Source organism: Enterobacter sp. Ap-1006 (assembly GCF_011752835.1).
Taxonomy (GTDB): domain Bacteria; phylum Pseudomonadota; class Gammaproteobacteria; order Enterobacterales; family Enterobacteriaceae; genus Cedecea.
In genome coordinates, this window is record NZ_VWWU01000003.1 from 947,041 (window position 1) to 973,410 (window position 26,370).

General features: G+C 54.1%; 19 protein-coding genes and 1 tRNA gene. 5 read left to right on the top strand and 15 right to left on the bottom strand.

The genetic code is table 11. The annotated features are described in order from the left end of the window. Positions 1–615 precede the first annotated feature (615 nt). The 6 genes from F3J28_RS12645 to proB all read right to left on the bottom strand — a co-directional run bounded on the left by F3J28_RS12645 (position 616) and on the right by proB (position 9,829). Positions 616–2,814: a DEAD/DEAH box helicase gene (locus F3J28_RS12645; protein WP_166876381.1), complete on the bottom strand. Its 2,199-nt coding sequence runs from the start codon at positions 2,812–2,814 to the stop codon at positions 616–618. Further along, positions 2,811–4,127, bottom strand: coding sequence for an ATP-binding protein (locus F3J28_RS12650; protein WP_166876384.1), 1,317 nt, complete (start codon positions 4,125–4,127; stop codon positions 2,811–2,813). Before F3J28_RS12650 ends, F3J28_RS12645 begins: the two co-directional genes overlap by 4 nt. 3 nt (positions 4,128–4,130) lie before the next feature. Further along, a complete protein-coding gene (locus F3J28_RS12655; protein WP_166876387.1) occupies positions 4,131–6,440 on the bottom strand; it encodes a tellurite resistance TerB family protein in 2,310 nt (769 codons plus the stop codon). 833 nt (positions 6,441–7,273) lie between these two features. After that, positions 7,274–7,349: transfer RNA gene (locus F3J28_RS12660), tRNA-Thr, on the bottom strand. 111 nt (positions 7,350–7,460) lie between these two features. Continuing rightward, a complete protein-coding gene (gene proA / locus F3J28_RS12665; RefSeq protein WP_166876389.1) occupies positions 7,461–8,714 on the bottom strand; it encodes a glutamate-5-semialdehyde dehydrogenase in 1,254 nt (417 codons plus the stop codon). Between the two features lie 11 nt (positions 8,715–8,725). Then, positions 8,726–9,829: a glutamate 5-kinase gene (gene proB / locus F3J28_RS12670; protein WP_008457354.1), complete on the bottom strand. Its 1,104-nt coding sequence runs from the start codon at positions 9,827–9,829 to the stop codon at positions 8,726–8,728. Between the two features lie 298 nt (positions 9,830–10,127). On the opposite strand from proB, the gene ompC reads away from it, so the two are divergent. After that, positions 10,128–11,237: a porin OmpC gene (gene ompC / locus F3J28_RS12675; protein ID WP_166876392.1), complete on the top strand. Its 1,110-nt coding sequence runs from the start codon at positions 10,128–10,130 to the stop codon at positions 11,235–11,237. Between the two features lie 55 nt (positions 11,238–11,292). Here the strand turns inward: ompC and crl are convergent, their stop codons facing one another. The 3 genes from crl to gpt form a co-directional block, all read right to left on the bottom strand. Then, the gene (gene crl / locus F3J28_RS12680) at positions 11,293–11,694 is read right to left on the bottom strand and encodes a sigma factor-binding protein Crl (RefSeq protein WP_008457351.1); all 402 of its coding nucleotides are present in this window, start codon (positions 11,692–11,694) and stop codon (positions 11,293–11,295) included. 57 nt (positions 11,695–11,751) lie between these two features. Further along, positions 11,752–12,999: an esterase FrsA gene (gene frsA / locus F3J28_RS12685; protein WP_166876394.1), complete on the bottom strand. Its 1,248-nt coding sequence runs from the start codon at positions 12,997–12,999 to the stop codon at positions 11,752–11,754. 121 nt (positions 13,000–13,120) lie between these two features. Then, positions 13,121–13,579 (bottom strand): xanthine phosphoribosyltransferase, encoded by a 459-nt coding sequence (gpt, locus tag F3J28_RS12690; protein ID WP_008457349.1) that lies wholly within the window; start codon positions 13,577–13,579, stop codon positions 13,121–13,123. A gap of 255 nt (positions 13,580–13,834) precedes the next feature. Between gpt and pepD the strand changes: the two genes are divergently transcribed. Next, the gene (gene pepD / locus F3J28_RS12695; protein ID WP_166876396.1) at positions 13,835–15,292 is read left to right on the top strand and encodes a beta-Ala-His dipeptidase; all 1,458 of its coding nucleotides are present in this window, start codon (positions 13,835–13,837) and stop codon (positions 15,290–15,292) included. Positions 15,293–15,722: 430 nt separating this feature from the next. Here the strand turns inward: pepD and dinB are convergent, their stop codons facing one another. Further along, positions 15,723–16,778 (bottom strand): DNA polymerase IV, encoded by a 1,056-nt coding sequence (gene dinB, locus F3J28_RS12700; protein ID WP_166876399.1) that lies wholly within the window; start codon positions 16,776–16,778, stop codon positions 15,723–15,725. Between the two features lie 292 nt (positions 16,779–17,070). On the opposite strand from dinB, the gene dpaA reads away from it, so the two are divergent. Then, positions 17,071–17,811 (top strand): peptidoglycan meso-diaminopimelic acid protein amidase, encoded by a 741-nt coding sequence (dpaA, locus tag F3J28_RS12705; RefSeq protein WP_039300629.1) that lies wholly within the window; start codon positions 17,071–17,073, stop codon positions 17,809–17,811. Here the strand turns inward: dpaA and F3J28_RS12710 are convergent. Then, on the bottom strand, positions 17,782–18,549 hold the full coding sequence (locus tag F3J28_RS12710) for a class II glutamine amidotransferase (protein ID WP_008457309.1): 768 nt from the start codon (positions 18,547–18,549) through the stop codon (positions 17,782–17,784). The two genes, dpaA and F3J28_RS12710, sit on opposite strands and share 30 nt — an antisense overlap. Positions 18,550–18,604: 55 nt before the next feature. Next, a complete protein-coding gene (lpcA, locus tag F3J28_RS12715) occupies positions 18,605–19,186 on the bottom strand; it encodes a D-sedoheptulose 7-phosphate isomerase (RefSeq protein ID WP_008457307.1) in 582 nt (193 codons plus the stop codon). Between the two features lie 229 nt (positions 19,187–19,415). On the opposite strand from lpcA, the gene fadE reads away from it, so the two are divergent. Together fadE and F3J28_RS12725 are read left to right on the top strand one after the other, a co-directional pair. Next, positions 19,416–21,860, top strand: coding sequence for an acyl-CoA dehydrogenase FadE (gene fadE, locus F3J28_RS12720; RefSeq protein WP_166876401.1), 2,445 nt, complete (start codon positions 19,416–19,418; stop codon positions 21,858–21,860). 96 nt (positions 21,861–21,956) lie between these two features. Then, entirely contained in the window at positions 21,957–22,724 is a 768-nt protein-coding gene (locus F3J28_RS12725; protein ID WP_008457303.1) for an amidohydrolase, read from the top strand. 39 nt (positions 22,725–22,763) lie between these two features. Here F3J28_RS12725 and hpxK read toward each other — a convergent pair whose 3' ends face one another. From hpxK to F3J28_RS12740, 3 genes are all read right to left on the bottom strand, one after another. Next, positions 22,764–24,023: an allantoate amidohydrolase gene (hpxK, locus tag F3J28_RS12730; RefSeq protein ID WP_166876404.1), complete on the bottom strand. Its 1,260-nt coding sequence runs from the start codon at positions 24,021–24,023 to the stop codon at positions 22,764–22,766. After that, complete coding sequence (locus tag F3J28_RS12735; RefSeq protein WP_166876406.1) at positions 24,023–25,264, bottom strand: pyridoxal-phosphate-dependent aminotransferase family protein; 1,242 nt, start codon at positions 25,262–25,264, stop codon at positions 24,023–24,025. Before F3J28_RS12735 ends, hpxK begins: the two co-directional genes overlap by 1 nt. 186 nt (positions 25,265–25,450) lie before the next feature. Then, complete coding sequence (locus F3J28_RS12740) at positions 25,451–26,290, bottom strand: MurR/RpiR family transcriptional regulator (RefSeq protein ID WP_166876409.1); 840 nt, start codon at positions 26,288–26,290, stop codon at positions 25,451–25,453. Positions 26,291–26,370: the final 80 nt, after the last annotated feature.

A 26,370-nucleotide genomic window follows, 5' to 3' on the forward strand; every position in this document is an offset into this window, starting at 1 on the left:
GTAAATATTTCCAATTTAGAATCGTTATCATGCCACAAATAGACAGCCTCATAATGTACTGACTTCAAAACACTGGGCAGATTAATCCAGATATTGGACTACCTCCACAACCGTAGACATTTTCTTTCTTCATGATGAGGCCTGTGTAAACGAATTACTACAGAATGTCCGTCAAAATGTTATAAAGAAAGCACGCAGTAAATATTTTTAAGAATGAAAATGGCCACACCCGGTGGCCGTTTTTTAACCGTTTAATTGTTTCGAGCGGTTTTTGCATTGTTCAGATGGCAACTGACAGCACTTACACAGCAATACATCTTTCTTCTGAATACCTTTAATTTTCATAACATTATATTTCCTGCGATTATTTAGTGGGAAGAGAGCTAGCAATACTTTCAGAAAGATTTATCGGCATCCTGCAGCCAGTCTTTAGGGAAAATTGAATAGTAGAACCGCCACAAGTACTCAGCTCGATTACGAGCTCCTGTCATGTACTTCGCTCAAAGCGGACCTTATGGCCTCGATTTCTGGCAGATCCGAGCCAAGAGCGAACATTGATATCATCAACCGGCCCCAATCTTCAGAGGGAACAGAGTCCCTTATTGCTTAGCCAGTTTACTGAAGGTGCTGGTTCAACCAAATACAAGTACCTTCAATGTCATACGCTTTTTCTCCAAATCCTTTCGCAAGCAGAGACTCTGGTAAGTATTCGTCATATTTATCTAAGTACTTTTCTGGAACATTTACAGCAAGATCAAACGCTGAAGGCAAGCCTGACAGCAGCATACCTTTAAGTGCCTGTTGAACAGAAGCGACACTTGAGCCGTCAATTTCTATAATTCCAGCCAATGAATTAGCTTTAAAACCACAACGTATGAGCGAGGCTGTAATCGTATTCACAACTTTATCCCCCATCCAGGGAATTACGTAACAGTGTTGCCCACTCGTAATAAAATACTCATTTTGCAGGTTATAACGCTGAAAGTTACTACAGCCTTCCGCAAATAGGTTTCTGGCGGTAGTATCGGCATAATCTACTTTCTTGCTACCTATTGCTATGCGGTAATCACCTTCCCTATAGATAGCAAGCATTTCCTGACGAACGGCATCATGGACAGACATTCCTCCCCCACTAAATTGTGGTGGCTGACCGCCTTTGGTCGCCTCTACATAGATAACTTTTTTCTCTGTCTCGATTTCTGTCACTTTCCAGCGTCGCCCACCGAAGATGATATGTTGGTCTGGTAGCAGAGGAGAGTCCACTGGCACTGTTCCAAGGGTTCTGTTTCCAGTGACAATGCGGAACTCTTCTGGTGTATTGAACACAGCATAAAAAGTGTAATGGTTAGTCAGTTTCTCCCCCTCTGCCCCAACAACCATTTCGCCGCTAGCAAGTTGAGTGAGTAGGCCACATGCTCCCATATGTTTAAGCAGGCTTTTGAAATCGTTTAAATCTACATTTCTGAATGGCCCTGTCTGGCATAGTTGTGTCCAGAGCTGGTCGGCACGAACTCCACCCCATTGTGCGGTAATTGCAAGAATCTGGTGTAGCAGCGTGGAGTAATGCATCTGCCGGGAATCGGCAGGCTCAAACCATTGTTTAGAGATCATCAACCTGATCATTGCCATCGACTGCACCAACTGGAGTCGTAGGTGATCAACGATACTGCTACTCACAGTAAGCTCATTTTCTGTAATTAGCATTCTGAGTATTGATGGGGAATCGCGTCGCCCAGAACGCCCCATACGCTGGCGCAAACTGGAAACAGAATGCGGAGGGGTAACTTGGATAACCGACTTAACCTTACCGATATCAATTCCCAACTCAAGCGTCATTGTACAAACAGCTGTAGTGGGCAAATTTCCTTTCTGAAGACGAGATTCAAGCGCCTCACGTAATTCCTTGGCAAGGGAACCATGGTGGGGGAAAAATTCATTCGGAACAATTTGTTCCTCACACATGTCGCTCAGCGTTGCCGCAATGCTTTCAGTGCGCTTTCGGCTGTTTGCAAAGACCAAATGAGAATCGCCACGGCAAAGTCTGAAAATATCATAGCAAACGTCATGTTCAGCTGAACTCTGAAGTTCTTCCTCTTTTTGGATCACTCGCTCCAGGTACCCTTTGACCTGTACCTGAAGAGTGGCCGTGCTATTACTATCTGTAACAGTTACGCAGGGGAGTCGTTTGTCCGGGCGCAACATTTCGGGCACTTTCTCCAGTTCACCCAGCGTAGCACTCAACGCAACGCGGGGAATTGGATTTACCTGGCAACCTAGCACATGGTCAATTCTATTGAGCAGAGAAAGCAGCTGTACACCACGCTCTGAGCCAATAAAAGCATGAAACTCATCAATAACGATGTATGCGACTGAAGAAAATGCCTGTTTGAGCCAGCCCATTGAATTTATGAGCAAAGACTCAAGTGACTCAGGTGTAATCAGTAAAATGCCAGCAGGGTTCGTCCGAGCCTTCTTCTTTTTGCTTTGTGGTACATCCCCGTGCCAGGGAGTCACTGGCATTTCCAATGCATCTCCAAGGCTCTCAAGACGACGGTACTGATCGTTAATCAATGCCTTCAACGGACTGATATAGACGATGCCAAATCCATTCGTGAGATCTGCAACTGCCGAACAGGCAGGAAGAAAGAAAGCCTCTGTTTTACCCGCTGCTGTACCTGCACTGATTAGCACGTCTCGATCACGGGCTAAAATTGCCGGGATAGAACTCTCCTGCAAGGGCCTTAATGTAGACCACCCCTGCTTGTAAACCCACTTACGGACGCGGGGATCGAGGCTATCGTAGGCACTGCTCATAGTTTGAAGTTCGCCAGTCCGTCGTCGTCATCGCTTTCCTCCATAATGGCGTCATCCATATCGCTAGGTCTGTCCACTTCAATCGCCACACCCTCGATTAATGTTTGCCAGTTCATCGTTCTGTTTTGTTCGAGTACGGCCAGCATGTCCAGGAAGCCTTTTATGGTATTACGGGGGGTACGGAAGTAAGCGTCTCCAATGGTTTTACTACAGTGATGCAGGAATCCAGTCAGTGCCTCATCTGGTACCAGATAATTCTCTGGATCTCCGCCTGCATAAACATGACGAAGATTTCTCAGCAAAATATACAGTTCCTCAGGGGTGAGGCTGGCAAGATGCAAAGTGGGGGATGAGTAGTCAATCACTCCTGCTTTTTGCGCGAACCGGTTTTCCGCCAGACGCGACTGGAGGGCCTCATAGCTGTAAAGACCTTTACGCGGATCGAAAAGAAACTCTGGCGTACCCCCGAGGATAAAACCAATGTTCTCAGCTGAGCCTTGCAGGCAGTCATTCAAGATCCGCAAAATCTGTTCGTAGTTCGCTGTTCTTGCTTGCGTATTATTCAGCTTAAAGAGGTTCACCATTTCGTCGAGGCTGACCAAAAGACCGGCATAGCCTGCCTGTCGGACAAAAAGGCTCATCAGCTTCAAAGAATCATAGAATGATGCGTCTGAGATAATAGTCCGAACGTCGAGATCGTTACGGGCATCAGTTTTGGTGGTGTACTCTCCCCGCAACCAGCGAATAGCATTGGATTTTAGCGTTTCGTTATCCTGCTCATGCCCGCGCCAGAATGCATCAATGACCTTCGCAAAGTCATATCCACCCACCATATCTGACAGAGCTGTCAGGCGTTTATGAATAACTGATGAAACCTCGGAGCCGTCCGTGTCCGCTTCCTTTCTTGCCTCCGTAACGAATCTTTCAACAACGCTAAGTAACGCATTACCATCCGGCTTGTTTCTGGTGGACATGTTTTTCATAAGCTCAGAATAGAGATTACGAGCCTGACCTCCCGATGAGTGAATGCGCCTGTCAGGAGAAAGGTCTGCACTGACTGACACCAGCTTCTTCTCTAGCGCAATAGAGCGTACAACACTCAGAAAGAACGTTTTACCAGAACCATACTCACCGATGATTAGTCTGAAGCTTGCACCACCGTCAGCAATCCTCTCAATATCCTGGTGGAGAGCGGTGATCTCATTCACGCGGCCAACCTGGATATGCTGAATGCCTATCCTTGGCGTTACACCTGACTTAAGTGACTGAATAATAGCGTCACGTTCTTTCACTCTTATACGTGTTACAGACATTCACTATCCCTCTAATTCTTTGGCAATTTCCAGGTCAACCCAGATATCATCATCGGCATCGTCCAGTACTGGAGCATCAACTACCGCATAGGACCAGTCATTGATCACCTCAAGCGCACCGCCGAGCATCAAATTCAAATTTCCGCACAATTCTGTCGCCTCTTTTCGGGACCACTGTTCTTTCTCCAGCAAACTGCGATAAAGCTGGCTATGTGCGGAGTCAAGCCCCCCCGCCTCCGTTGATGAGGCTGGAGCACTTTCTGGCTCTTCCGGTTCTTCTTCGGTGAAAATTGTGTTCAGCAATTTGCGAACATCATCCGTGGCAGATTCGTGGCGGGCAAGTACATTAGCATCCAGTGTGAACCCAGCTGCTGTCTGATCAGTTGGTACAGACGAGACGAGATCATGTTCAGCTGCGGAATGCTGATGGATATTGCTCGAGACAGATGAGGGATCCAGCCCCAAACTTGAATAAATCTTCTCAAGCTGTTTGATTTCGGCAGGCGCTATCGTCCCATCCGAACAGGCAACACTAACGATAACCTTACCCACAGCAGCTTTTTCCGCGGCCCCCATCAACTCAATCCTGCTTTTCATTCCTGTCATATTGGCTGGGGTATGAAGTTGCCACGTTAAATACGCATGTAGAGAACGTTTTTCATCATCGGTGAAGCCAGGATTGTTGTTGATGGCATTCTCAAGCACTTTCTGTTCAGCTTGATCAAGAGAATCGTCAATCAAGGCGACCATCGCCCCTAATCTGAGCGTCATTACGGCTGAGATAAATTCAGGAGAAGGTGAGAAGCGTCCATCTTCGGCGGCAGGGAATAGAACAAGTGTCCCATCAACATCCGCCTTCACATGGTGATAATACGGGTCAGGTGCCAGACCGTAACCCATCTTCAGAGCAAAGGCCTGCATCAAATCGGCCTCTTTTTTATTGATCTTATTGGGGCAACTGGCATTCATATGTGCCCAAAAGTCAGCAACTGAGACTAACCCCTCCTTGACGAGGATCGCCTCATCAGCCCAGCGTTTGAATGCGCTTAATATTTTTTCTGCGCTTTCATTAACGATCTCTGAAGGGAGCAACATAATTGCAGCCGTATCATTGACTGACGTACCTTTCCTACCAAGGTAGCGACTATAAGCATCAAGTTCATCCGTACATATGTCGGCAAGAGCCATAATTTTCTGGACAGGGCTCTTCAACGCACTTGGATCAGGCAGGTCGGGAACAGGAAGCCGGACGCCTCGTAAACTAGGACTTGCAGGAGTGTAATCTAAACGTAGGCGCGTTTTATTCGCCTTAACGACCATCCCTTCACCATATTTGATGGTGTAACGCCGTTTGAAAAGCGCAGCAAACTCTTTAGCACAGCGGCGAGCCGGTGTACGCAGCGCATACTCAGTATGGTTTATTACCCAGTTCAACGCCAGCTCAGCTGATACAGGAACTCCTTCATGCACAGTTTTTGCCAGAGCCAGCTTAAATTGCATGCTGTTGCTGAAACCTGAATCGCTATCGAGCTCAGTGGCTAAGCCCATGTTCGGGCGCAGAATAGACATGGCTTCGAGTAATTGGGCCGAATATCCACAGAATGAGCGATTCTCAATGAAAACCGATCTTAACCGAGCGACTTCATTGAACAAATTACGGAACTCAGCATCAGGGAATTTTGGGTCAGTGGAATCTACGAGCGCTTTTCTTTCCAGGCCGTAGAGGTAGATAAAAACATAGCCGATAGGACACGATGGATCAGACCTATCGCTGGCAAGCCAACTGACATACGCACCGCGTGCTTCTGGGGAAAGAGAGGAAAAACTGGGCCAGTATCCTAATGAACCGTCCTCGTAAAGATAAGAAGTGGGTTTTATCTTACAAGTGTCATCAATTAATGATGCCTCACTTCCATCGTCATAATAGCCGCCGGATTCCTGACCGGAGGGCCTCATACGTTGCCCCACGTAAATGTGGCCACCGCTAATTGCTACACCAGCTACAGTTATCATCTCACCCGGAAGTACCCATCGAGCTAGTGCACCTGCTGACTTTGAGGTATTCCGGTAATGATTGGTTGTAACCCGAACTTCAACACCCCGGTCGCCGCTCAATGTAAAAGTTGCAAGGTTATCGTCTTCACTATCATCGTTTCGCACAACCGTCTCTTTTTTCTTGATGTCTGCAAGCCATTCTTTTGGCGGTGCTGTCGAAGGAGTAGAGCTATGCGAGATAGCAGCCTTACGTTTTTTCTTCTTGAAAAACAACAAGTAAATCAAATAAATCGCTGCTATGAGTATCCATAACTCCATGAGCATTAACCTTAATAATAAATTATTCACATACACCGATAATGGCGAATGGGAGAAGGAAGTACATTAATCTTAAAATGATACTTCTAAATTGAGAGGGTTAAAACCAAAATGTACTCGAAATAAATGTGTTAATTTAAATAAAAATAACTATTTGTTAAGCATACTGAACCAGAGGTGAAGTTTTAAGGTATAAAAATCTCTGTTAGGTAATTAACCTCGAAATGAAGTCGTATTGCTTCTGCACTAACATGCCTGTAACTGCCACATAGATACAGAACTGACCTCTTAATTGTGGAGATTATCGATTTATTGGACAAAACAAGAATCGGGTTTCAAAGTCAACCAGTCAGGCTATACATTATTAACCTCCAGTCCCTCAGGTATTGCTAACAGGCCGCAGGTCAAAATATTATAGATTTGAATTAGCCGAAATAAACTTAAAACCTAAAAAATTCATTCTTCATAATGTTCAAAGACAATAGAAGCCATTAATCCCCGTTGGTGGTACTAGCGACCAACGGAGCAAAGCGACAGCCTCAGACGGCTTATGTACAGACCAGCTAACTTATCAGGATAACAGTGTGCCTTTCAGGGTTGGAGTATCCTCATGGTAGAGCGGCTGAAACGCTGGTAAAGCCTGTATATCGTTTACAGATACGCACCATCATAGACCTGTTTACATCGGCAGTTAAGAAGGCTCAGTCTTGCCAATACATCAGGATTAAATGCTTAGTGAGTATGCTATGGGATAGATTCACCGACCATTATAGATACAATGAAGTAGAGATATTTCTATCTAACTTTATGATTTATAAGGAAAAAGTACATGATGGTGCCGATAATAGGAGTCGAACCTACGACCTTCGCATTACGAATGCGCTGCTCTACCAACTGAGCTATATCGGCTTTCCGGACGCGCCACGAGCGTGGCTGCGGTGTAAAAGGTTAGGGAAGATTGGGTGATGCGTCAACCACTTATCAAACTGACTGCTGGTTTTTACATCACCCTGTCTTCAATTACGCACGAATAGTGTCGTCGCCGAAACCGATCCACTTGTAGGTAGTTAAGGCTTCAAGCCCCATCGGGCCGCGGGCGTGCAGCTTCTGGGTACTGACCGCCACTTCCGCGCCAAGGCCGAACTGGCCGCCGTCGGTGAAGCGGGTTGAGGCGTTGACGTAGACGGCGGAGGAATCCACCTCGTTAACAAAGCGGTTGGCGTTTCGCAGCGTACGGGTCAGAATCGCGTCCGAATGCTGGGTGCCGTGCGCGCGAATATGAGCGATGGCGTCGTCCAGGTCAGCCACCACTTTCACATTCAGGTGCAGCGACAGCCACTCGTCGTTGTAATCCGCCTCTTTCACCGCTTCCACCGCCGCCGGGCCGGTTTGCAGCACAGGCAGCGATTTCTCGTCAGCATGCAGCGTCACGCCGGACTCCGCCATCTGCTTGCTCAGCGCAGGCAGGAAGCGGTCGGCAATCGCCTGGTGCACCAGCAGCGTTTCCACCGTGTTGCAGGTGCTCGGGCGCTGGGTTTTGGCGTTCACGATGATTTTCAGCGCCGGTTCAATCTCGGCGGTGTCGTCCACCACGATGTGGCACACGCCGATGCCGCCGGTGATCACTGGGATCGTCGACTGTTCACGGCAAAGTTTATGCAGGCCCGCGCCACCGCGAGGGATCAGCATGTCGATGTAGCGGTCGAGGCGCAGCATTTCGGTGACCAGCGCGCGGTCCGGGTTTTCAATCGCCTGAACCGCCGCTTTCGGCAGGCCGCACTCTTCCAGCGCCTGCTGGATCACCGCCACCGTGGCGTTGTTGGTGCGCCAGGTTTCTTTCCCGCCGCGCAGAATTGCCGCATTGCCGGTTTTCAGGCACAGAGAGGCGACGTCCACGGTCACGTTCGGGCGAGCTTCATAGATTACGCCCACCACGCCGAGCGGCACGCGGCGTCGCTCGATGCGCAGCCCGCTGTCCAGTAGCCCGCCGTCGATCACCTGCCCTACCGGGTCAGCGAGGCTGCATACCTGGCGCACATCGTCGGCGATGCCTTTCAGGCGAGCCGGGGTGAGCTGCAGGCGGTCGAGCATGGCTTCGCTGAGGCCGTTTTTACGCGCCTCGTCCACATCCTGCTGGTTGGCGGTCAGGATTTGTTCCGAGCGAGCTTCCAGATAGTCGGCAATTTTTTCCAGCACGAGGTTCTTTTCGCGGCCGGAGAGCAGTGCCAGCTGGTAAGAGGCCTCTTTTGCCGCTTTGCCCATTTGTTCAAGCATTAGTCTGCTCCTTAATTAACAATCATGTCGTCGCGATGCACGGCCACCGGGCCGTATTCATAGCCGAGGATGTCGTCGATTTGCTGGGAGTGATGCCCGGCAATGCGGCGCAGCGCGTCGCTGTTGTAGCGGCAAACGCCGTGGGCGATGTCGCGCCCTTCCAGGCTGCGAATGCGGATCACCTCGCCGCGGGAGAAGTTGCCGCTCACGCTTTTGATGCCTTTAGGCAGCAATGAACTACCGCGCTCCAGAATAGCGGACAGCGCGCCGTCATCCACGGTGATTTCGCCGGCAGGCGGAGCGCCAAAGATCCAGCGTTTGCGGTTTTCCAGCGGCGACTGCTGCGCGTGGAAGCGCGTCCCTACAGGGTTGCCGGCCATGACGTCGCCGATAACGCCGGGCTTGCTGCCTGCGGCGATGATAACGTCAATACCCGCGCGGCAGGCGACGTCGGCCGCCTGGAGCTTGGTGCCCATGCCGCCCGTGCCGAGGCCGGAAACGCTGTCGCCCGCAATGGCGCGCAGCGCATCGTCGATGCCGTGCACTTCTTTAATCAGTTCCGCTGCCGGGTTGTTACGCGGGTCTGCGGTGTAAAGGCCCTGCTGGTCGGTGAGCAGCAGCAGTTTGTCGGCCCCGGCCAGAATCGCGGCCAGCGCGGAAAGATTGTCGTTGTCGCCGACTTTGATCTCAGCCGTCGCCACGGCATCGTTTTCATTAATGACCGGCACGATGTTGTTATCTAACAGCGCTCTGAGCGTGTCGCGGGCATTAAGGAAACGCTCGCGGTCTTCCATATCGGCGCGGGTCAGCAGCATTTGCCCGACGTGAATGCCGTAAATAGAGAACAGCTGTTCCCAGAGCTGAATCAGGCGACTTTGCCCTACCGCGGCCAGCAGCTGCTTGGACGCGATGGTGGCGGGGAGTTCGGGGTAGCCGAGGTGTTCACGCCCGGCGGCAATCGCCCCGGAAGTCACAATCACAATACGATGCCCCGCCGCGTGCAGCTGGGCACACTGGCGAACCAGTTCAACAATATGGGCGCGGTTCAGGCGGCGGGAGCCACCGGTTAATACGCTGGTGCCTAGTTTTACGACCAGCGTCTGGCTGTCACTCATGATTCTCTGCCGTTTCTACAAATAAGGGGAAATTAAAAAGCCAGATGACGTTGTAACAGGAGTCGCGCGGCTTGCCAACAGGCGGCGTGGGAAAAGGGCTAATAAGCCAGAAAGGATCGCTGAGGATAGCGGATATATTTTACATTTTTATGACATATAAACTTTATTACGTTTATTTAATCTTTCTCCTAAATTGTCATAAATCTTTAATCTGAGAACGATAAAACCCTTCCTGTTTTTAGCAGGAGCCCGACTCCTGGATCAATTTTGCAAGCGTTCATCATTCTTGGGATAACAAATGAAAAAGAGCACACTGGCATTAGTGGTAATGGGTATCGTGGCTGCTTCTGCTTCTCAGGCAGCCGAAGTTTATAACAAAAACGGCAACAAGGTTGACATCTATGGCCGCGTTAAAGCTGAACACTACTTCAGCGACAACACCGGTTCCGATGGCGACCAGACTTACGCTCGCCTGGGCTTTAAAGGTGAAACTCAGATTAACAGCCAGCTGACCGGTTACGGCCAGTGGGAATACCAGATTGCGGGTAACAAAGCAGAGAACGACTCTACCGGCACCAAAACTCGTCTGGCGTTCGCAGGCCTGAAAGCCGGTGACTACGGCTCATTCGATTACGGTCGTAACTATGGCGTGCTGTATAACATCGCTGCTTACACCGATATGATGCCAGAGTTCGGCGATGACTCTTTCGTCAGAACCGACACCTTCATGACCGGCCGTGCGACCGGCGTGGCGACTTACCGCAACAACAACTTCTTCGGTCTGGTTGACGGCCTGAAGCTGGCTCTGCAATACCAGGGCAAGAACGGTTCCGATAGCAACAACGCCCGCAGCGATAAAACTCGCCAGAACGGCGACGGCTTCGGTACCAGCCTGTCTTACGACATCGCTGACACCGGTCTGAGCGTGGGCGCAGCATACGCCAACTCTAACCGTACGAACGAGCAGAAAGCTGCCGTTTACGGTAAAGGCGACAAAGCAGAAGCCTGGACTACCGGCATCAAGTACGACAAAAACAACGTGTACCTGGCAACCATCTACGCTGAAACCCGTAACATGAACCCAATCAGCGTCCCGGGTTCCCTGGCGGGTACCGCCAGCAGCGTTCCGGGTTATGCTAATAAAAACCAGGCGTTCGAAGCCATCGCTCAGTACCAGTTCGACTTCGGTCTGCGTCCATCCCTGGGCTACGTGCAGTCTAAAGCGAAAGACATCGAAGGCATTGGTGATGCGGATCTGGTGAAATACATCGACGTGGCCGCCACCTATTACTTCAACAAAAACATGTCTGCGTTTGTTGATTACAAAATCAACCAGCTGAGCGACAACAACAAGCTGAAGCTGAACAACGACGATGTTGTTGCGGTAGGTATGGTGTACCAGTTCTAATTCGCGATACTGCGGATAAAAAAATCCCCGTCAGCTTGACGGGGATTTTTTATTTTCAGGCGGAGAGTTTAAGCGACTTTTCCGCAAAGTTCTCGGCAGGCACCAGCCCAAGTTCAAGGGTGGCGAGTAAATCTTTCAGGCGTCCGTGGAAACCGCGCAGCGTCTGCTCCAGCTTTTCATCCACTTCTTTATCTTTTGCCGGGGTTGCCGTCCATTTGCCGTCTTTATCAAACAGGCCGAACTGCCAGGTGTAGGTAAACTGCTTTTCCTGGGCTTCCAGCACCATCCACCATCCCCAAAACTCGCGTTTCTCCGGCGCGGGCTTTACGTTAACGCACACCGCCAGGCAATCGAAGAAGAAACGGTTGTCTTCACACTGCTCTTCCCGGATATACGGGCCAAGCGAGGCGAACTTTCTGATCAGTCTACTTTTCGGGTGTCCACTCGGTAACGTCATTACGATCTCCTGTTGTGAAGCAACTGTTTTAGCAAACCGCCGTAATTTAGCAAATATTTAACGTAATCTTTGTTTCACCCAGCCGGTAATTTCCTGCAGCGCTTTGTCAAAATTTTGATACACCGGCTTAAACGGGATCTGGAGTAATTTGCCGTCGGCAGATGACGAAGTGATTAAACGGGATTCTTCTTCCGGGCTGAACGGATCGTTCTCCCAAAAGCCGGACAGCATCGGCGTTGGGCAACGGCGGCCCAGCAGCCCCTGCGTTTTCAGGGAGTAGCGATTCAGCTCCACGCTCAGCGCGCTGTCGGAGATGCTGGTCATGCCCAGGCGGCTCGCCAGCACGTCAATGTACATTTCCGGCACGTTGGCCTGGCGCTGCGGGTCGCTCAGCAGGGCGTGAACCACCGGCCCAAGGCAGGCGACGGCTTTCAGGCGCGGCGCTTCGAGGTAGGCCAGGCGCACGGCGACGTTGGCGCCAAAGCGAAAACCGAACGCCGCGACGCGGGTGTGATCAACCCACGGTATATTCGGTAGCGCTTTGAGCACGTGCTGGTGCAGCACGCTGGAATCCTGGGTCAGTTTCCATTTAGAGGAGAAGCCCACAGAGGGCATGTCGATGGTCAGCATCGCGATGCCCTGTGGGGCAAAATATTTCTCAAACAGGCTGTAATAATCGCTCTGTAAGGCATCGAGGCCGCCGCACATCAGCACGGTCGGGAATGGCCCTTCTGCCCCTTTAGGCATGTGCAGGAAGCCGCTGATGGTGCCGCCACCGGTCATCGGGAATTCAAGCTCGCGCAGCCCGCCGGACAACCGGGGAGCCGCCTCTTCGTAAGCCCGGTTAGCCAGCACCTGGGCCTGCTCCGCCAACGCGTCCCCTTTCAGGTGCGGGTACGCCGCAATGCTGTAGAGGTTCGCCGCCTGCAGCCAGCATTTGCCGACTTTCTCTTCGTCCGTTTCCTGGCCGGCACGCTGCTGCCAGAGCATCGCCTGCTTCGACCATTCGTAGATCCAGTTCCCCCCGCGATAGCCCATCACGGTATCAAACAGATCGTCGTTGGTACGTTCAGCCTCGGTGCAGGCAATCCGGGCCTGGACTTCGAGGATTTCACGCGGATCGACCCCGCGCCAGATCCACATCAGGCGGTTGATCATGCGGTACCAGTGGGGCACGTTTTTGCCGTCCAGCGCGGACTGGATCGCGGGCGTGGCGGTATGCCGCGCGCGACGAACAAGCGTGGACGTTTCCGGGTGTTTGAATCTTGGCTTAAAGAGGGTTTCGCTGAGGTTGGCCTGCGACATCGTTTCACTGCCTCCATGAATACGAGAAACGTCGCTATTGTAGCCTGATACGGTCCAAATAACACAAACGCCCGGCTATGCCGGGCGCCAAATAAATGACAAAGCTCAAATCATGGAGGGATTAACGGCCAGCCAACGGCGGCACAAACACCACGCCCATATCCCACGGCTGCTCAATCCAGGTGTCCTGCGGGATATCAATCACGTAATCGTCCACCAGCGGCTGACCGGCTGGTTTAGCGAAGATAGTGACGAAGTGAGCTTTCGGATACATTTCGCGAATGGCTACCGCGGTGCCGCCGGTGTCGACCAGGTCATCGATCACGATAAAACCTTCGCCGTCGCCTTCCGCACGCTTCAGCACGGTCAGCTCACGCTGGTTGTCGTGGTCGTAGCTGGAGATACAAACGGTATCAACATGGCGAATACCCAGTTCACGAGCCAGCAGCGCGCCCGGCACCAGGCCACCACGGCTAACGGCAATAATGCCTTTCCACTGTTCGGCTGGCAGCAGACGCTGAGCCAGTTTGCGGGCGTGAATCTGCAACATGTCCCAGGTGACGACGTATTTTTCGCTCATGTGAAGTGTCCCGGCCTGTAAATAACGGCTTAAAAAGTATTCGAAGGAGTTTTGGTTGCGCGAGATTATAGAGATCTGACGCACTAAAAACCAGTGCCGCAGGCCACTGGCAGCGGATTTTGCTCGTATTCAGCCTTCACGCAACAAAAGAAAGTGGTATTCTCAGGACATCGCGCAAGCCGTGCTTGTGGTGTATCTGAACCCGGCCAAAAACATAACCGGTCAGCCAAAAAAACGACTCCAGGGAGACTCAACGTGTCTGAATTGTCTCAATTATCGCCACAGCCGCTGTGGGATATTTTTGCCAAAATCTGTTCTATTCCGCATCCGTCCTATCATGAAGAAGCGCTGGCGGAACACATCCTGTCCTGGGCAAAAGAAAAGGGCCTGCACGTCGAACGTGACCAGGTGGGGAATATCCTGATTCGCAAGCCTGCTACGCCGGGCATGGAAACCCGCAAACCTGTGGCGCTTCAGGCGCACCTCGACATGGTGCCGCAGAAAAACAACGACACCGTTCACGACTTCGCTAAAGATCCTATCCAGCCGTACATCGACGGCGAGTGGGTAAAAGCGCGCGGCACCACGCTGGGCGCAGACAACGGCATCGGTATGGCATCCGCGCTGGCGGTGCTGGCTGACGACAGCGTGGCGCACGGCCCGCTGGAAGTGCTGCTGACCATGACCGAAGAAGCCGGGATGGACGGCGCGTTTGGCCTGCAGGCGGGCTGGATGCAGGCAGATATCCTGATCAACACCGACTCCGAAACGGAAGGTGAGATCTACATGGGCTGCGCGGGCGGGATCGACTTTATCACTACGCTGCCGCTGCAGCGTGAAGCCGTTCCGGCTGGGTTTGACACCTTCAAGCTGACCATCAAAGGGCTGAAAGGCGGCCACTCCGGCGCAGATATCCATCTGGGCCTGGGGAACGCCAACAAGCTGCTGGCTCGCTTCCTGCTGGCTCATGCCGCGGAACTGGACGCACGTCTGCTCGACCTGAACGGCGGCACCCTGCGTAACGCCATTCCGCGCGAAGCCTTCGCCACGTTGGCCGTGCCTGCGGCGAAAGCGGCCGAGCTGAAGTCTGCGGCTAACGACTACCTGGCCGTTCTGAAAAATGAACTGTCTGCGGTCGAGAAGAACATTACCGTGCTGGTGGAAGCCACAACGTCTGACAAACAGGCGCTGACCGCTAAAACTCGCGATACCTTCCTGCATCTGCTGAACGCGACGCCAAACGGCGTGATTCGTAACTCAGACGAAGTGAAAGGCGTGGTTGAGACTTCCCTGAACGCGGGCGTCGTGACCATGAGCGACGACAGTGCAGAAATTATCTGCCTGATTCGTTCCCTGATCGATTCCGGTAAAGACTACGTGGTTAGCGTGCTGGAGTCCCTGGGTGAACTGGCCGGGGCAAAAACCGTGGCGAAAGGCAGCTATCCTGGCTGGCAGCCGGACGCTAAGTCTCCGGTAATGGCTCTGGTGCGCGAGACTTACCAGAAGCTGTTCAACCAGACGCCGAACATCATGGTTATCCACGCGGGCCTGGAATGTGGTCTGTTCAAAAAGCCGTATCCGGAGATGGATATGGTTTCCATCGGGCCAACCATTACCGGCCCACATTCCCCGGACGAGCAGGTACATATTGAGAGCGTTGGCCAGTACTGGACGCTGCTGACCGAGCTGCTGAAGGCGATTCCGGCGAAATAAGTTTTACCCTCACCCTAACCCTCTCCCTGTAAGGGAGAGGGGATTTTCTTTATCTGCCTTACTTTCATACGCTCCTCTTTCTCCCTGACGCTTTCTCTCAAATAGAGAGGAGACCTTCTTTGTCTGCCTCACTTTCAGCGAAAACGTGTTTTTCCCCTTATCCCTTACAAGGAGAAGGCCGGGATGAGGGTTGCGTTTAAAACCTGAATAGCTGAAGGCGATTCCGGCGAAGTAAGTTTTACCCTCACCCTAACCCTCTCCCTGTAAGGGAGAGGGGATTTTCTTTATCTGCCTTACTTTCATACGCTCCTCTTTCTCCCTGACGCTTTCTCTCAAATAGAGAGGAGACCTTCTTTGTCCACCTTACTTTCAGCGAAATGTGTTTTTCCCCTTCTCCCCTACAGGGAGAGGGCCGGGATGAGGGTCTTATTCACAACCCCAGCAGCAGTTGCCTCTCCAGTTGCGGGTCGAGCAGCGTCACATGCAGCCCCACCAGCCGGACGCCGCGCCCTCCCCGCCGCTCTTCCCATGTTTTACGGGCGGTGGCGATCAGGTCTTCTTTGTTCAGCTTCGGCCAGACGTGCTCCTGGGTCGTCAGCTGAAAGTCATTAAACTTCAGCTTGATGCCTTGCCGGGCGATACGCAGGTCGGCCCGCTCTTTGGCAAGTCGCCTCTCAAGCTCCGGGTACAGGCGTTCAATAATCTCTTCGCATTCTGGCCATTCATGAATGTCTTCCGCGAGCGTCCGCTCTACCCCCACCGACTTTCTCTGACGATCGTTACTGATCTCGCGCTCATCAATGCCCTGGCTACGCTCCCACAGCACCCGGCCAAATTTCCCAAAGCGTTTTAACAACATGGCCAGGTCAGCATTTTGCACGTCAGCGCAGGTTCGCAGACCGAGCGTTTCCAGCTTTGCCACCGTGACTTTGCCCACGCCGGGAATTTTCCCAAGCGGTAGCGTCGCTAAAAAGTCCGGTACCTGTTCGGGCGTAATGACATACTGGCCGTTGGGTTTATTGAGGTCGGAGGCAATCTTTGCCAGAAACTTTATCGGCGCAATGCCAGCTGAGGCGGTCAGGTTCAGTTCGTCGGCAATGGACTGGCGAATTTGGCGGGCTATCAACGTGGCCGAGCCCTGGCAGTGTTCGCTGTCCGTAACGTCCAGATAAGCTTCATCCAGCGACAAGGGTTCGATCAGCGGGGTATAGCGGGAGAAGATTTCACGAATATGGTTGGAGGCTTCTTTATAGGCGTCGAACCGGCCCGGCAATAGCGTGAGATGCGGACAGAGTTTTAGCGCCATCGCGGTCGACATCGCGCTGCGCACGCCGTATTTTCTGGCGGGATAGTTCGCCGTGCTGATCACGCCTCGCCGCTGGGCGCTGCCGCCAATAGCGAGAGGAATATCGCGCAGGGCCGGATTATCACGCATCTCAACGGCGGCAAAAAAGCAGTCCATATCGACATGAATGATTTTGCGCATACCCACTCAACCAGAAAAATAACACTGGATAAGTATACAGCTAATTTTCAAAATGAGGAAATTGTCGCAGGCCACCAAATCTTTCCCTGCGAGTGGCATCACCTCGGGCATAAAGTGACATACCGCAAAAACTCCAATTGATTCCAATAAAATGTGTAAACGCCCGCGTCTGGCGCTTGCGAAAATTAGCCACGATGCTAATGTGAGCGCAATCCTGTACAGAATTTTCTGATTTCGGGTCCCTTTAGCCGTCCTGGCTGTTAGTTTCAGGTTTATCAAGGAATCAAGCAGTATGCGTAAGATCGCACTGATTATTGCGATGCTCTCTATGCCGTTTTTCTCTTTCGCCAGCCTGCTTAACAGCAGCGGTGTCGCCGCCCCTGTCGGCAAAGATAGCAGACAGCAGCTAATGGGCTCCCCGGTTTATATTCAAATCTTTAAAGAAGAGCGCACCCTGGAACTGTGGGTGAAGATGGGCGAGCAGTACCAGCTCCTCAACAGTTACCGCATCTGTAACTATTCCGGCGGCCTGGGGCCAAAACAGCGTCAGGGCGATTTTAAAAGCCCGGAAGGGTTTTATAGCGTTGATCGCAGTCAGTTAAAACCGGACAGCCGCTTCTATAAAGCCATTAATATCGGCTTCCCGAATGAATTTGACCGCGCTCACGGCTATGAAGGGAAATACCTGATGATTCACGGCGCCTGCGTGTCGATTGGCTGTTATGCAATGACCGACTCCGGCATCGACGAAATCTTCCAGTTTGTGACCGGGGCTTTGGTGTTTGGCCAGCCGCGCGTGCAGGTGAGTATCTTCCCGTTCCGCATGACCGACGCCAATATGGAACGCCACAAGTACTCCACCTACATCAACTTCTGGAAAGAGCTGAAACCGGGCTATGACTACTTCGCGGCTAACCATCAGCCACCGGGCGTGGCCGTGGTCAGCGGGAACTACGTCATCAGCAAACCTGCCGTGATGACGCCAGTTCAACCGCAGCTGGCTTCAAACTATAAGCTCACCGAGGCAAAATAACGCCGACTTGCCTGGCTCAATTTTGTGCCAGGTTTCGTTGGCGGTCAGCGGCTGAGTTGCGATGACCGTGACCACATCGTTCGGTGTGGTCTCTTCCTGAAAATCAATTTCCACGTCCTGATCAAGCAGCTTAGCGACACCGAATGGCGCTCTGCGGGTGATCCAGAACAGGTTCGTCGAGCAAAACGCCATCACGTAGCGCCCGTCCGACAACAGCATGTTAAACACGCCCTTTTCTCTAAGCTCTGCGCCCAGTTCAGTGATGTAGCGGAACACCGCTTCCATATTGCCCGGCGTGCGCGGGTAACGCTGCGTGAGTTTGTGCAGCAGCCAGCAGAACGCCTGCTCGCTGTCCGTTTCGCCAATCGGGCGGAACGTCCCCGTCTCCAGCGTGCGATAGCCCTTGAGTTGCCCGTTATGGGCATAGGTCCAGTTGCGGCCCCACAGTTCGCGGGTGAACGGATGGGTGTTTTCCAGCGCAACCTTGCCGCGGTTTGCCTGGCGAATATGCGCAATAACCGAGCAGGATTTAATTGGGTAATCCTGGACGAGGCGGGCGATGGGCGAGTTAAAGCTCGGCTGCGGATCTTTAAACGTGCGGCAGCCTTTCCCTTCGTAGAAGGTTATACCCCAGCCGTCTTTATGGGGGCCTGTTCCGCCTCCGCGCTGCACCAGTCCGGTAAAACTAAAACAGATATCCGTCGGTACGTTGGCACTCATCCCGAGCAATTCGCACATCTCTTCTCTCCCACAACGAATGCCCCTGCTCCGGGAGGAGCTGGGGCATTACGGGCTAAGCTTTAACCATTTCTTTTTCGATTAACTGGATCAGGATGTGGATCACTTTGATGTGAATTTCCTGAATGCGGTCCGCATAGCCAAAGTGCGGCACACGAATTTCGATGTCTGCCGTACCGGCCATTTTGCCGCCGTCTTTGCCGGTCAGGGTAATGACTTTCATGCCTTTCGCGCGGGCAGCTTCAATCGCTTTGATGACGTTGCCGGAGTTGCCGGACGTGGAGATCCCCAGCAGCACGTCGCCTTCGCGGCCAACGGCTTCAACGTAGCGAGAGAAGACATAGTCGTAGCCAAAATCGTTGCTGACGCAGGAGATATGGCTCACGTCAGAAATCGCGATCGCCGGATAGCCCGGGCGGTTCTCACGATAGCGGCCCGTTAACTCTTCCGCAAAGTGCATAGCATCGCAGTGTGAGCCACCGTTCCCGCAGGACAGTACTTTGCCGCCCGCTTTGAAACTGTCTGCCAGCAGCACCGCTGCGCGCTGGATGGCATGAATGTTGGCTTCATCCTTAAGGAAGTTAGTCAGCGTTTCCGCCGCTTCATTGAGCTCACTACGAATAAGATCCTGGTACATGAGGAGGTCCTTGAGGTTTGAGTGAATTTCACATCCCGCAGTGTACCGGATAGCGCCGAAAGCGAGAAGCGTAACCCCGCGTGTAAAGCCGGGGTTTTCCCTGGAAGTGCGGCAACAATGTGAGCGAGGTTGTAATTATTTTGTAAACATATTGCTAAAGAAAGCAACATCCACTACAACCAATACATCACAAGTGGTCAGACCTCCTACAAGCAAGGGAGCTTTCTTTATGTTGATTTTAAGCATTGTCCTTACCGTTGTTCTGCTGGGTGTGTTGTTCTATCACCAGGCAAATCTGCTGCTTAGCAGCGTGCTTCTGCTCGCGTGGACCGCCGCGCTGGGCTTCGCTGGCATCTGGTCTTTCTGGGTGCTGGTTCCGCTGGCGGTAATTCTGGTGCCGCTGCTGGTCACGCCGCTGCGTAAATCGCTGATCTCCGCACCGATCTTCCGTGGCTTCCGCAAAGTCATGCCGCCGATGTCCCGCACCGAAAAAGAAGCCATCGACGCCGGGACGACCTGGTGGGAAGGCGATCTGTTCCGCGGCAAGCCGGACTGGCAAAAGTTGCATAACTACCCGCAGCCAAAGCTGACCGCAGAAGAACAGGCTTTCCTTGATGGCCCGGTGGAAGAAGCCTGCCGCATGGCGAACGACTTCCAGATCACCCATGAGCTGGCCGACCTGCCTCCTGAACTGTGGGCTTACCTGAAAGAACATCGCTTCTTCGCGATGATCATCAAGAAAGAGTACGGCGGCCTCGAGTTCTCAGCCTATGCTCAGGCTCGCGTGCTGCAAAAACTGTCCGGCGTTTCCGGGATCCTGGCGATTACCGTCGGCGTGCCTAACTCCTTAGGCCCGGGCGAACTGCTGCAGCACTACGGCACCGAAGAGCAAAAAGATCACTACCTGCCACGCCTGGCCCGCGGCCTGGAAATTCCTTGCTTCGCGCTGACCAGCCCGGAAGCCGGTTCCGATGCCGGTGCCATCCCGGACAGCGGCGTGGTTTGCATGGGGGAATGGCAGGGTGAACAGGTGCTCGGTATGCGCCTGACCTGGAACAAACGCTATATCACGCTCGCCCCTATCGCCACCGTACTGGGCCTGGCGTTTAAACTGTCTGACCCGAAACGCCTGCTCGGCGGTGAAGAAGACCTCGGCATTACCTGTGCGCTGATCCCAACCCACACCCCTGGCGTGGAAATCGGCAAACGTCACTTCCCGCTGAACGTGCCGTTCCAGAACGGCCCAACCCGTGGGAACGACATCTTTGTGCCTATCGACTTTATTATCGGTGGCCCAAAAATGGCCGGTCAAGGCTGGCGTATGCTGGTTGAGTGCCTGTCCGTGGGTCGCGGCATTACCCTGCCGTCGAACGCTACCGGCGGCCTGAAATCCGTGGCGATGGCAACGGGTGCTTACGCGCATATCCGCCGTCAGTTCAAAATCTCTATCGGCAAAATGGAAGGGATTGAAGAGCCGCTGGCACGCATCGCCGGTAACGCGTATGTCATGGATGCTGCAGCTTCTTTAATTACCTACGGCATCGTGCTCGGTGAGAAACCCGCCGTACTGTCTGCGATTGTTAAGTACCACTGTACCCACCGTGGCCAGCGCGCCATTCTTGATGCGATGGATATCGTCGGCGGGAAAGGCATCATGCTCGGCGACGCTAACTTCGTGGCCCGGGCTTACCAGGGCGCGCCGATCGCCATCACCGTTGAAGGCGCCAACATTCTGACCCGCAGCATGATCATCTTCGGCCAGGGCGCAATTCGCTGCCATCCGTACGTGCTGGAAGAGATGGCTGCGGCGCAGAATAACGACGTGAACGCTTTCGATAAGCTGCTGTTCAAGCACATCGGCCACGTGGGCAGCAACAAAATGCGCAGCCTGTGGCTGGGCCTGACCAACGGCCTCGGCAGCAGCACGCCGACCCGCGATGCAACTAAACGCTACTACCAGTACATCAACCGCCTGAGCGCAAACCTGGCGCTGCTGTCGGATGTCTCCATGGCCGTGCTGGGCGGTAGCCTGAAGCGCAGAGAGCGTATATCTGCTCGCCTGGGTGATGTGCTGAGCCAGCTTTATCTGGCGACGGCGGTGCTGAAACGCTACGAAGATGAAGGTCGTAACGAAGCCGATCTGCCGCTGGTTCACTGGGGCGTGCAGGATGCGCTGTTCCAGGCCGAACAGGCGATTGATGACCTGCTGCGCAACTTCCCGAACCGCTTTGTGGCCGGTACGCTGCGGCTGGTTATCTTCCCGCTGGGTCGCCGCTACGATGCGCCGTCCGATGTGCTGGACCACAAGCTGGCGAAAATCCTGCAGGTGCCGTCCGCAACCCGGTCGCGTATTGGCCGCGGTCAGTACCTGACGTCAAGCGAGCATAACCCTGCTGGCCTGCTGGAAGCCGCTCTGCTGGATATTATGGCCGCCGAGCCAATCCACCAGCGCGTGTGCAAAGAGCTGAAGCGCAATCTGCCGTTCACTCGCCTGGATGAGCTGGCGAAGCAGCTGCTGGGTGAAGGCAAGATCACCGCCGATGAAGCGGCGATTCTGACCAAAGCGGAAGCCAGCCGCCTGCGCAGCATCAACGTGGATGAGTTTGATCCGGAGGCGCTGGCGACACAGCCGGTGAAGGTGCCGGAAAAGCACAGAAAGGTTGAAGCCGCCTGACCATTAACCCCTCTTATGAGGGGTTTTTTATTGCCAACAAAAGCACGTTTTCTCGTGCTACAGTGGATGAAATATTCTGCTAAGAGGCTGCCGATGGTGTCTGGTCTGAAAGTTTCCGTTCTGCAACAACCGCTCGTCTGGATGGACGGTGCCGCGAACCTGCGTCATTTTGATGTGCTGCTGGAGGGCGTGCGCGGACGTGACCTGATTATTCTGCCGGAAATGTTCACCACCGGCTTCGCGATGGAAGCCGCCGTGCAGTCAATGCCGGAACAGGAAGTGATTGACTGGATGCAGTTCAAAGCCCAGCAAACGCAGGCGATGATCGCCGGCAGCGCCGCTCTGCAAACCGAACGCGGGCCGGTGAACCGCTTCCTGCTGGTTCAGCCAGACGGCAAAGTACATTTCTACGATAAGCGCCACCTGTTCCGCATGGCCGATGAGCATCATCATTACCAGGCCGGGGAAGAACGCGTGATTATCGAGTGGAAGGGCTGGCGTATTTTACCGCTGGTTTGCTACGACCTGCGCTTCCCGGTGTGGTCCCGCAATCGCAACGACTACGATCTGGCGCTGTACGTCGCCAACTGGCCCGCGCCGCGCTCGCTGCACTGGCAAAGCCTGCTGCAGGCGCGCGCCATTGAGAACCAGGCTTATGTGGCAGGCTGCAATCGCGTGGGCACCGACGGCAACGGCCACCATTACCGGGGCGACAGCCGGATCATCAGCCCGCAGGGCGAGATCCTGGCGAGCGTTGAACCTCACCAGGCGGCACGACTTGATGCCGATCTTTCGCTGATTGCGCTGCGGGAGTACCGGGAGAAATTCCCGGCCTGGCAGGATGCCGATCCTTTCAGCCTGTGAGCATGATATGAAGAAACCGGCCCATTCAGGCCGGTTTTTTTATTGTTCCGCCAGCACAGTCACGGCGCGAGTCAAAGCCTGGACGGCAAGGGCCACGTCGCTTTCAATGACGGATTCCGCCGGATGATGGCTGATACCCTTCTCGCAGCGAACAAACAGCATGGCGCTCGGCCAACGCTCTGCGATGGCAATGGCGTCGTGCCCTGCGCCGCTTGGCAACGACAGGCTCCGCCCCTGAACTTCGCTCACCGCCTGCGTTAGCGTTGCCTGCAACGCCGCATCACACGGCGTGGCCGGAATAGCGTAGTAGGCTTCTGCGGTAAACTGCATGCCGCGACGGGCGGCAATCGCTTCCCCTTCGGCAAGAAGCTGGCCTAACAAACTTGCCAGGCTTTCGTCACTCGGGCTGCGAATGTCCAGCGTAAGCTGAACGTCGCCAGGGATAACGTTCACCGCGCCTGGCGCGCAGCTTAACGTTCCCACCGTGGCAACTTCGTCGGGGCCGTGGCGGCGCGTGGCGGATTCAATAAAGGTCATCCATTCGGCAGCGGCGGCCAGCGCATCTTTGCGCAGCGCCATTGGCACCGTCCCCGCATGGCCCGCATGGCCGGTAAAGCTGCAGTTCAGGCGACGGGCGCCGTTAATGGCCGTGACCACGCCCAGCGCAAGTCCCTGCTCTTCCAGCACCGGTCCCTGCTCGATATGCAGCTCAAGGTAAGCGCTGAAATCGCTTTTTGGCCGCTCCGCGCTGGCAATACGCGTCGGATCCAGACCGGCAATCGTCATGGCCTGCGCCACGCTGACGCCGCTGGCATCTTCACAGCTCAGCCAATGCTCCGGCCAACTGCCGGTGATGCCTCGGCTCCCCAGCAGGGTAATCCCAAAGCGGGTGCCTTCTTCATCGCCAAAACCGACAATTTCGATGGCCTGCTCGAGCTGGATATTGTTTTGATAAAGGTACGCGACCACTTCCAGGGCACACAGCACGCCGAGCATCCCATCGTAGCGGCCCGCATTGCGCACCGTATCAAGATGGGACCCCAGCAAAATCGCCTGCGCGCCTTCTTGCCTGCCTTCGTAACGCCCACAAATATTGCCGACAGCGTCCTGCCAGGTCGTCATGCCGAGCAGTTCCATCCAGCCAGCGACCAGCTGATTCGCCCGCAAATGTTGCACCGAAAGGTAAACCCGGGTCAGCTGGCCCGCGATTTCGCTGATAGCAGCTAGCTGGTCAGCCCTGTCCATGACGCGCTGGGCGGCTACCGCGGCATAGTTAGCATCCATAAGCGGCGCGCCCATTAGCGGGCCCCCTGCGCGTAAACGTTCCACGCTGCCTGCATCGCTTCACCCTGCACGCTTTTAAAGCCGAGACGGTTAAGCACCGCTTCCAGCGCGGTGAGCGTTTGCAGGACGCAATCTTTGCGTGCGTTGTAGCCCATGGTGCCGATGCGCCAGATTTTGCCCTGCAGCGGGCCGAAGGAGGTGCCGATCTCGATATGGAAATCTTCCAGCAGCAGCTTACGAACCTCTTCGCCGTGAACCTGCGCCGGGATAGTCACGCCGAGGACGTTGTTCATCTTGTGGTCAAGATCGCCGAAAGTTTCCAGCCCCATGCCCTGGATCCCCGCCACCATCGCCCTGCCGTGCAGCTCATGACGGGCAATACCGACGTCCAGACCTTCTTCCAGGATCACGCGGGCGCACTCACGGGCAGCAAACAGCATGCTCGTCGCTTCGGTGTGGTGATTCAGACGTTCCGGCCCCCAGTAGTCCATGATCATGCCCAGATCGAAGTAGTTGGAGTAGATCATTTCTTCGTCCCCGTCCTGATGGGCGGCAGTGCGAATGCCTTCTTCCACACATTTACGGCGGCGAATGGCCTCTTCCATTTTCGGACTAAGGGTGACCGGTGAGCTGCCTGACGGGCCGCCCAGGCACTTCTGCAATCCGGCGGAAACGGCATCCAGTCCCCAGGCATCGGTGAGCAGTTCGTTCCCGCCAAACGATGCTGTAGCATCGGTGTAGAACAGCACGCCGTGGCGGCGGCAGATCTCGCCCAGTTCGGCCAGCGGCTGCAGCATCGTGGTGGAAGTATCGCCCTGCACGGTCAGCAGCAGGCGAGGTTTTACCGCTTTGATGGCGTCTTCGATTTGCTGCGGGCTGAATACTTCGCCCCACGGCACTTCAATGGTGTGCACTTCGGCGCGGCAGCGGCGGGCAATCTCACACAGCAGGTGACCAAAACGGCCAAACACTGGAACAAGCACTTTATCGCCAGGGCGAATAGCCGACAGCAAAATGGCCTCGATCCCGGCGCGGGAAGTGCCGTCCACCAGCATCGTCCATTTGTTTTCGGTGCGGAAGAGCTCGCGGTACAGCACCATCACCTCATTCATATATCCCGTCATCACCGGGTCATACTGGCCGATAAGCTGGCTCGCCATGGCACGCAGCACGCGCGGATCGGCATTGATCGGGCCTGGCCCCATCAGCAAACGGTGCGGCGGGTTGATCTGGGAAAACTGCTGAATATCAAACATGGCGATTCCTTGAGTCTGAGATTGAAACAAAAGATTCTTATAATCATCTTTTGCAACTAATGTGCCAGCCGCAGGCAAAATTTTTTCCGGCTGACAGGCTTAAGCCAGCGCGGAAAAACAGGTTTGGGTAAAAACGATGAACTCTTTTGGCTCACCCGAACTGTGCAGTTGCACCGGCGAGGGGCATTAACGCTGTTCGAGCTCGTCCAGCTCTGTATACAATTCAGCGATATTATGGATACGCTGACGCCCACTGGTCAATGATTCATGCAGCACTGCGTTAGCCAGTAAATTCACCAGGCTCATGGCGCTGCTGTAGCTGTCAAACGCCGAAACGCTGTCGAGCGGCGAGCTCAAATGCCAGCCAGGATAACTTGCCAGCACCGCCGAACCCGGTTCGCTCAGCACCACCAGCGGTATACCGCGCTGCTGCAAACTGGTGAGCAGTGGCTTGATAATGCGCGGCCTGCGGCGAAACGCCACGGTGACGACGCAATCTTCCGGGCCGATATCCACCAGCTCTTCCGCCAGCGTCTGCCCCGGCTGCGGGAGCAGATGTACGCCGCTGCGCACCTGCAAAAGCTGCTGGCGCAAGTGCATCGCCACCGGCCAGGAGTTTCGCATCCCAATGATAAACAGCCGTTTTCCGATCACAAGGGCATTGACCACTTCGGCAAACGGGCCCGCTTCAAGCTGATTCACCAGTTGAGTGAGGTTCGCCATTTCCTGCTTGTAATGACGTGCCAGCAGCGTGTTGCCCTGCACGGCATCACGGTTTTCCGTCAGCGGCATCCCGCTCTGGCGCAGGGTCCGCAGCTCTTCGCGCATATCTTTGTAGCGTTCGTAGCCTAAGCGCTTAAACAGGCGGCTCACGGTGGCCTTGGACACGCCTGAAAGCCGCGCCAGCTCGGCGCTGTTGTAGCTGATCAAGTCATCAAAGTGGTCAACGATGAACGAGGCCACGCGCTGCTCCTGCGGGGAAAAGAGCGCCCATGACGCCCGCAACCGCTCGTCTAACTGTTTCATGCCGACTCCTGTAACTTTTGTTTCATCAAAGCCTGACACAGTGAAACGATCCTCGTCAACCTGGAACATCTCTTGCTTCT

What these genes read in the sequence shown, in the direction of transcription:
- F3J28_RS12645 (WP_166876381.1), bottom strand. Translation starts at nt 2,814, where the DNA reads ATGAGCAGTGCCTACGATAGCCTCGATCCCCGCGTCCGTAAGTGGGTT.
- F3J28_RS12650 (WP_166876384.1), bottom strand. Translation starts at nt 4,127, where the DNA reads ATGTCTGTAACACGTATAAGAGTGAAAGAACGTGACGCTATTATTCAG.
- F3J28_RS12655 (WP_166876387.1), bottom strand. Translation starts at nt 6,440, where the DNA reads ATGGAGTTATGGATACTCATAGCAGCGATTTATTTGATTTACTTGTTG.
- proA (WP_166876389.1), bottom strand. Translation starts at nt 8,714, where the DNA reads ATGCTTGAACAAATGGGCAAAGCGGCAAAAGAGGCCTCTTACCAGCTG.
- proB (WP_008457354.1), bottom strand. Translation starts at nt 9,829, where the DNA reads ATGAGTGACAGCCAGACGCTGGTCGTAAAACTAGGCACCAGCGTATTA.
- ompC (WP_166876392.1), top strand. Translation starts at nt 10,128, where the DNA reads ATGAAAAAGAGCACACTGGCATTAGTGGTAATGGGTATCGTGGCTGCT.
- crl (WP_008457351.1), bottom strand. Translation starts at nt 11,694, where the DNA reads ATGACGTTACCGAGTGGACACCCGAAAAGTAGACTGATCAGAAAGTTC.
- frsA (WP_166876394.1), bottom strand. Translation starts at nt 12,999, where the DNA reads ATGTCGCAGGCCAACCTCAGCGAAACCCTCTTTAAGCCAAGATTCAAA.
- gpt (WP_008457349.1), bottom strand. Translation starts at nt 13,579, where the DNA reads ATGAGCGAAAAATACGTCGTCACCTGGGACATGTTGCAGATTCACGCC.
- dinB (WP_166876399.1), bottom strand. Translation starts at nt 16,778, where the DNA reads ATGCGCAAAATCATTCATGTCGATATGGACTGCTTTTTTGCCGCCGTT.
- dpaA (WP_039300629.1), top strand. Translation starts at nt 17,071, where the DNA reads ATGCGTAAGATCGCACTGATTATTGCGATGCTCTCTATGCCGTTTTTC.
- F3J28_RS12710 (WP_008457309.1), bottom strand. Translation starts at nt 18,549, where the DNA reads ATGTGCGAATTGCTCGGGATGAGTGCCAACGTACCGACGGATATCTGT.
- lpcA (WP_008457307.1), bottom strand. Translation starts at nt 19,186, where the DNA reads ATGTACCAGGATCTTATTCGTAGTGAGCTCAATGAAGCGGCGGAAACG.
- fadE (WP_166876401.1), top strand. Translation starts at nt 19,416, where the DNA reads ATGTTGATTTTAAGCATTGTCCTTACCGTTGTTCTGCTGGGTGTGTTG.
- hpxK (WP_166876404.1), bottom strand. Translation starts at nt 24,023, where the DNA reads ATGGGCGCGCCGCTTATGGATGCTAACTATGCCGCGGTAGCCGCCCAG.
- F3J28_RS12735 (WP_166876406.1), bottom strand. Translation starts at nt 25,264, where the DNA reads ATGTTTGATATTCAGCAGTTTTCCCAGATCAACCCGCCGCACCGTTTG.
- F3J28_RS12740 (WP_166876409.1), bottom strand. Translation starts at nt 26,290, where the DNA reads ATGAAACAGTTAGACGAGCGGTTGCGGGCGTCATGGGCGCTCTTTTCC.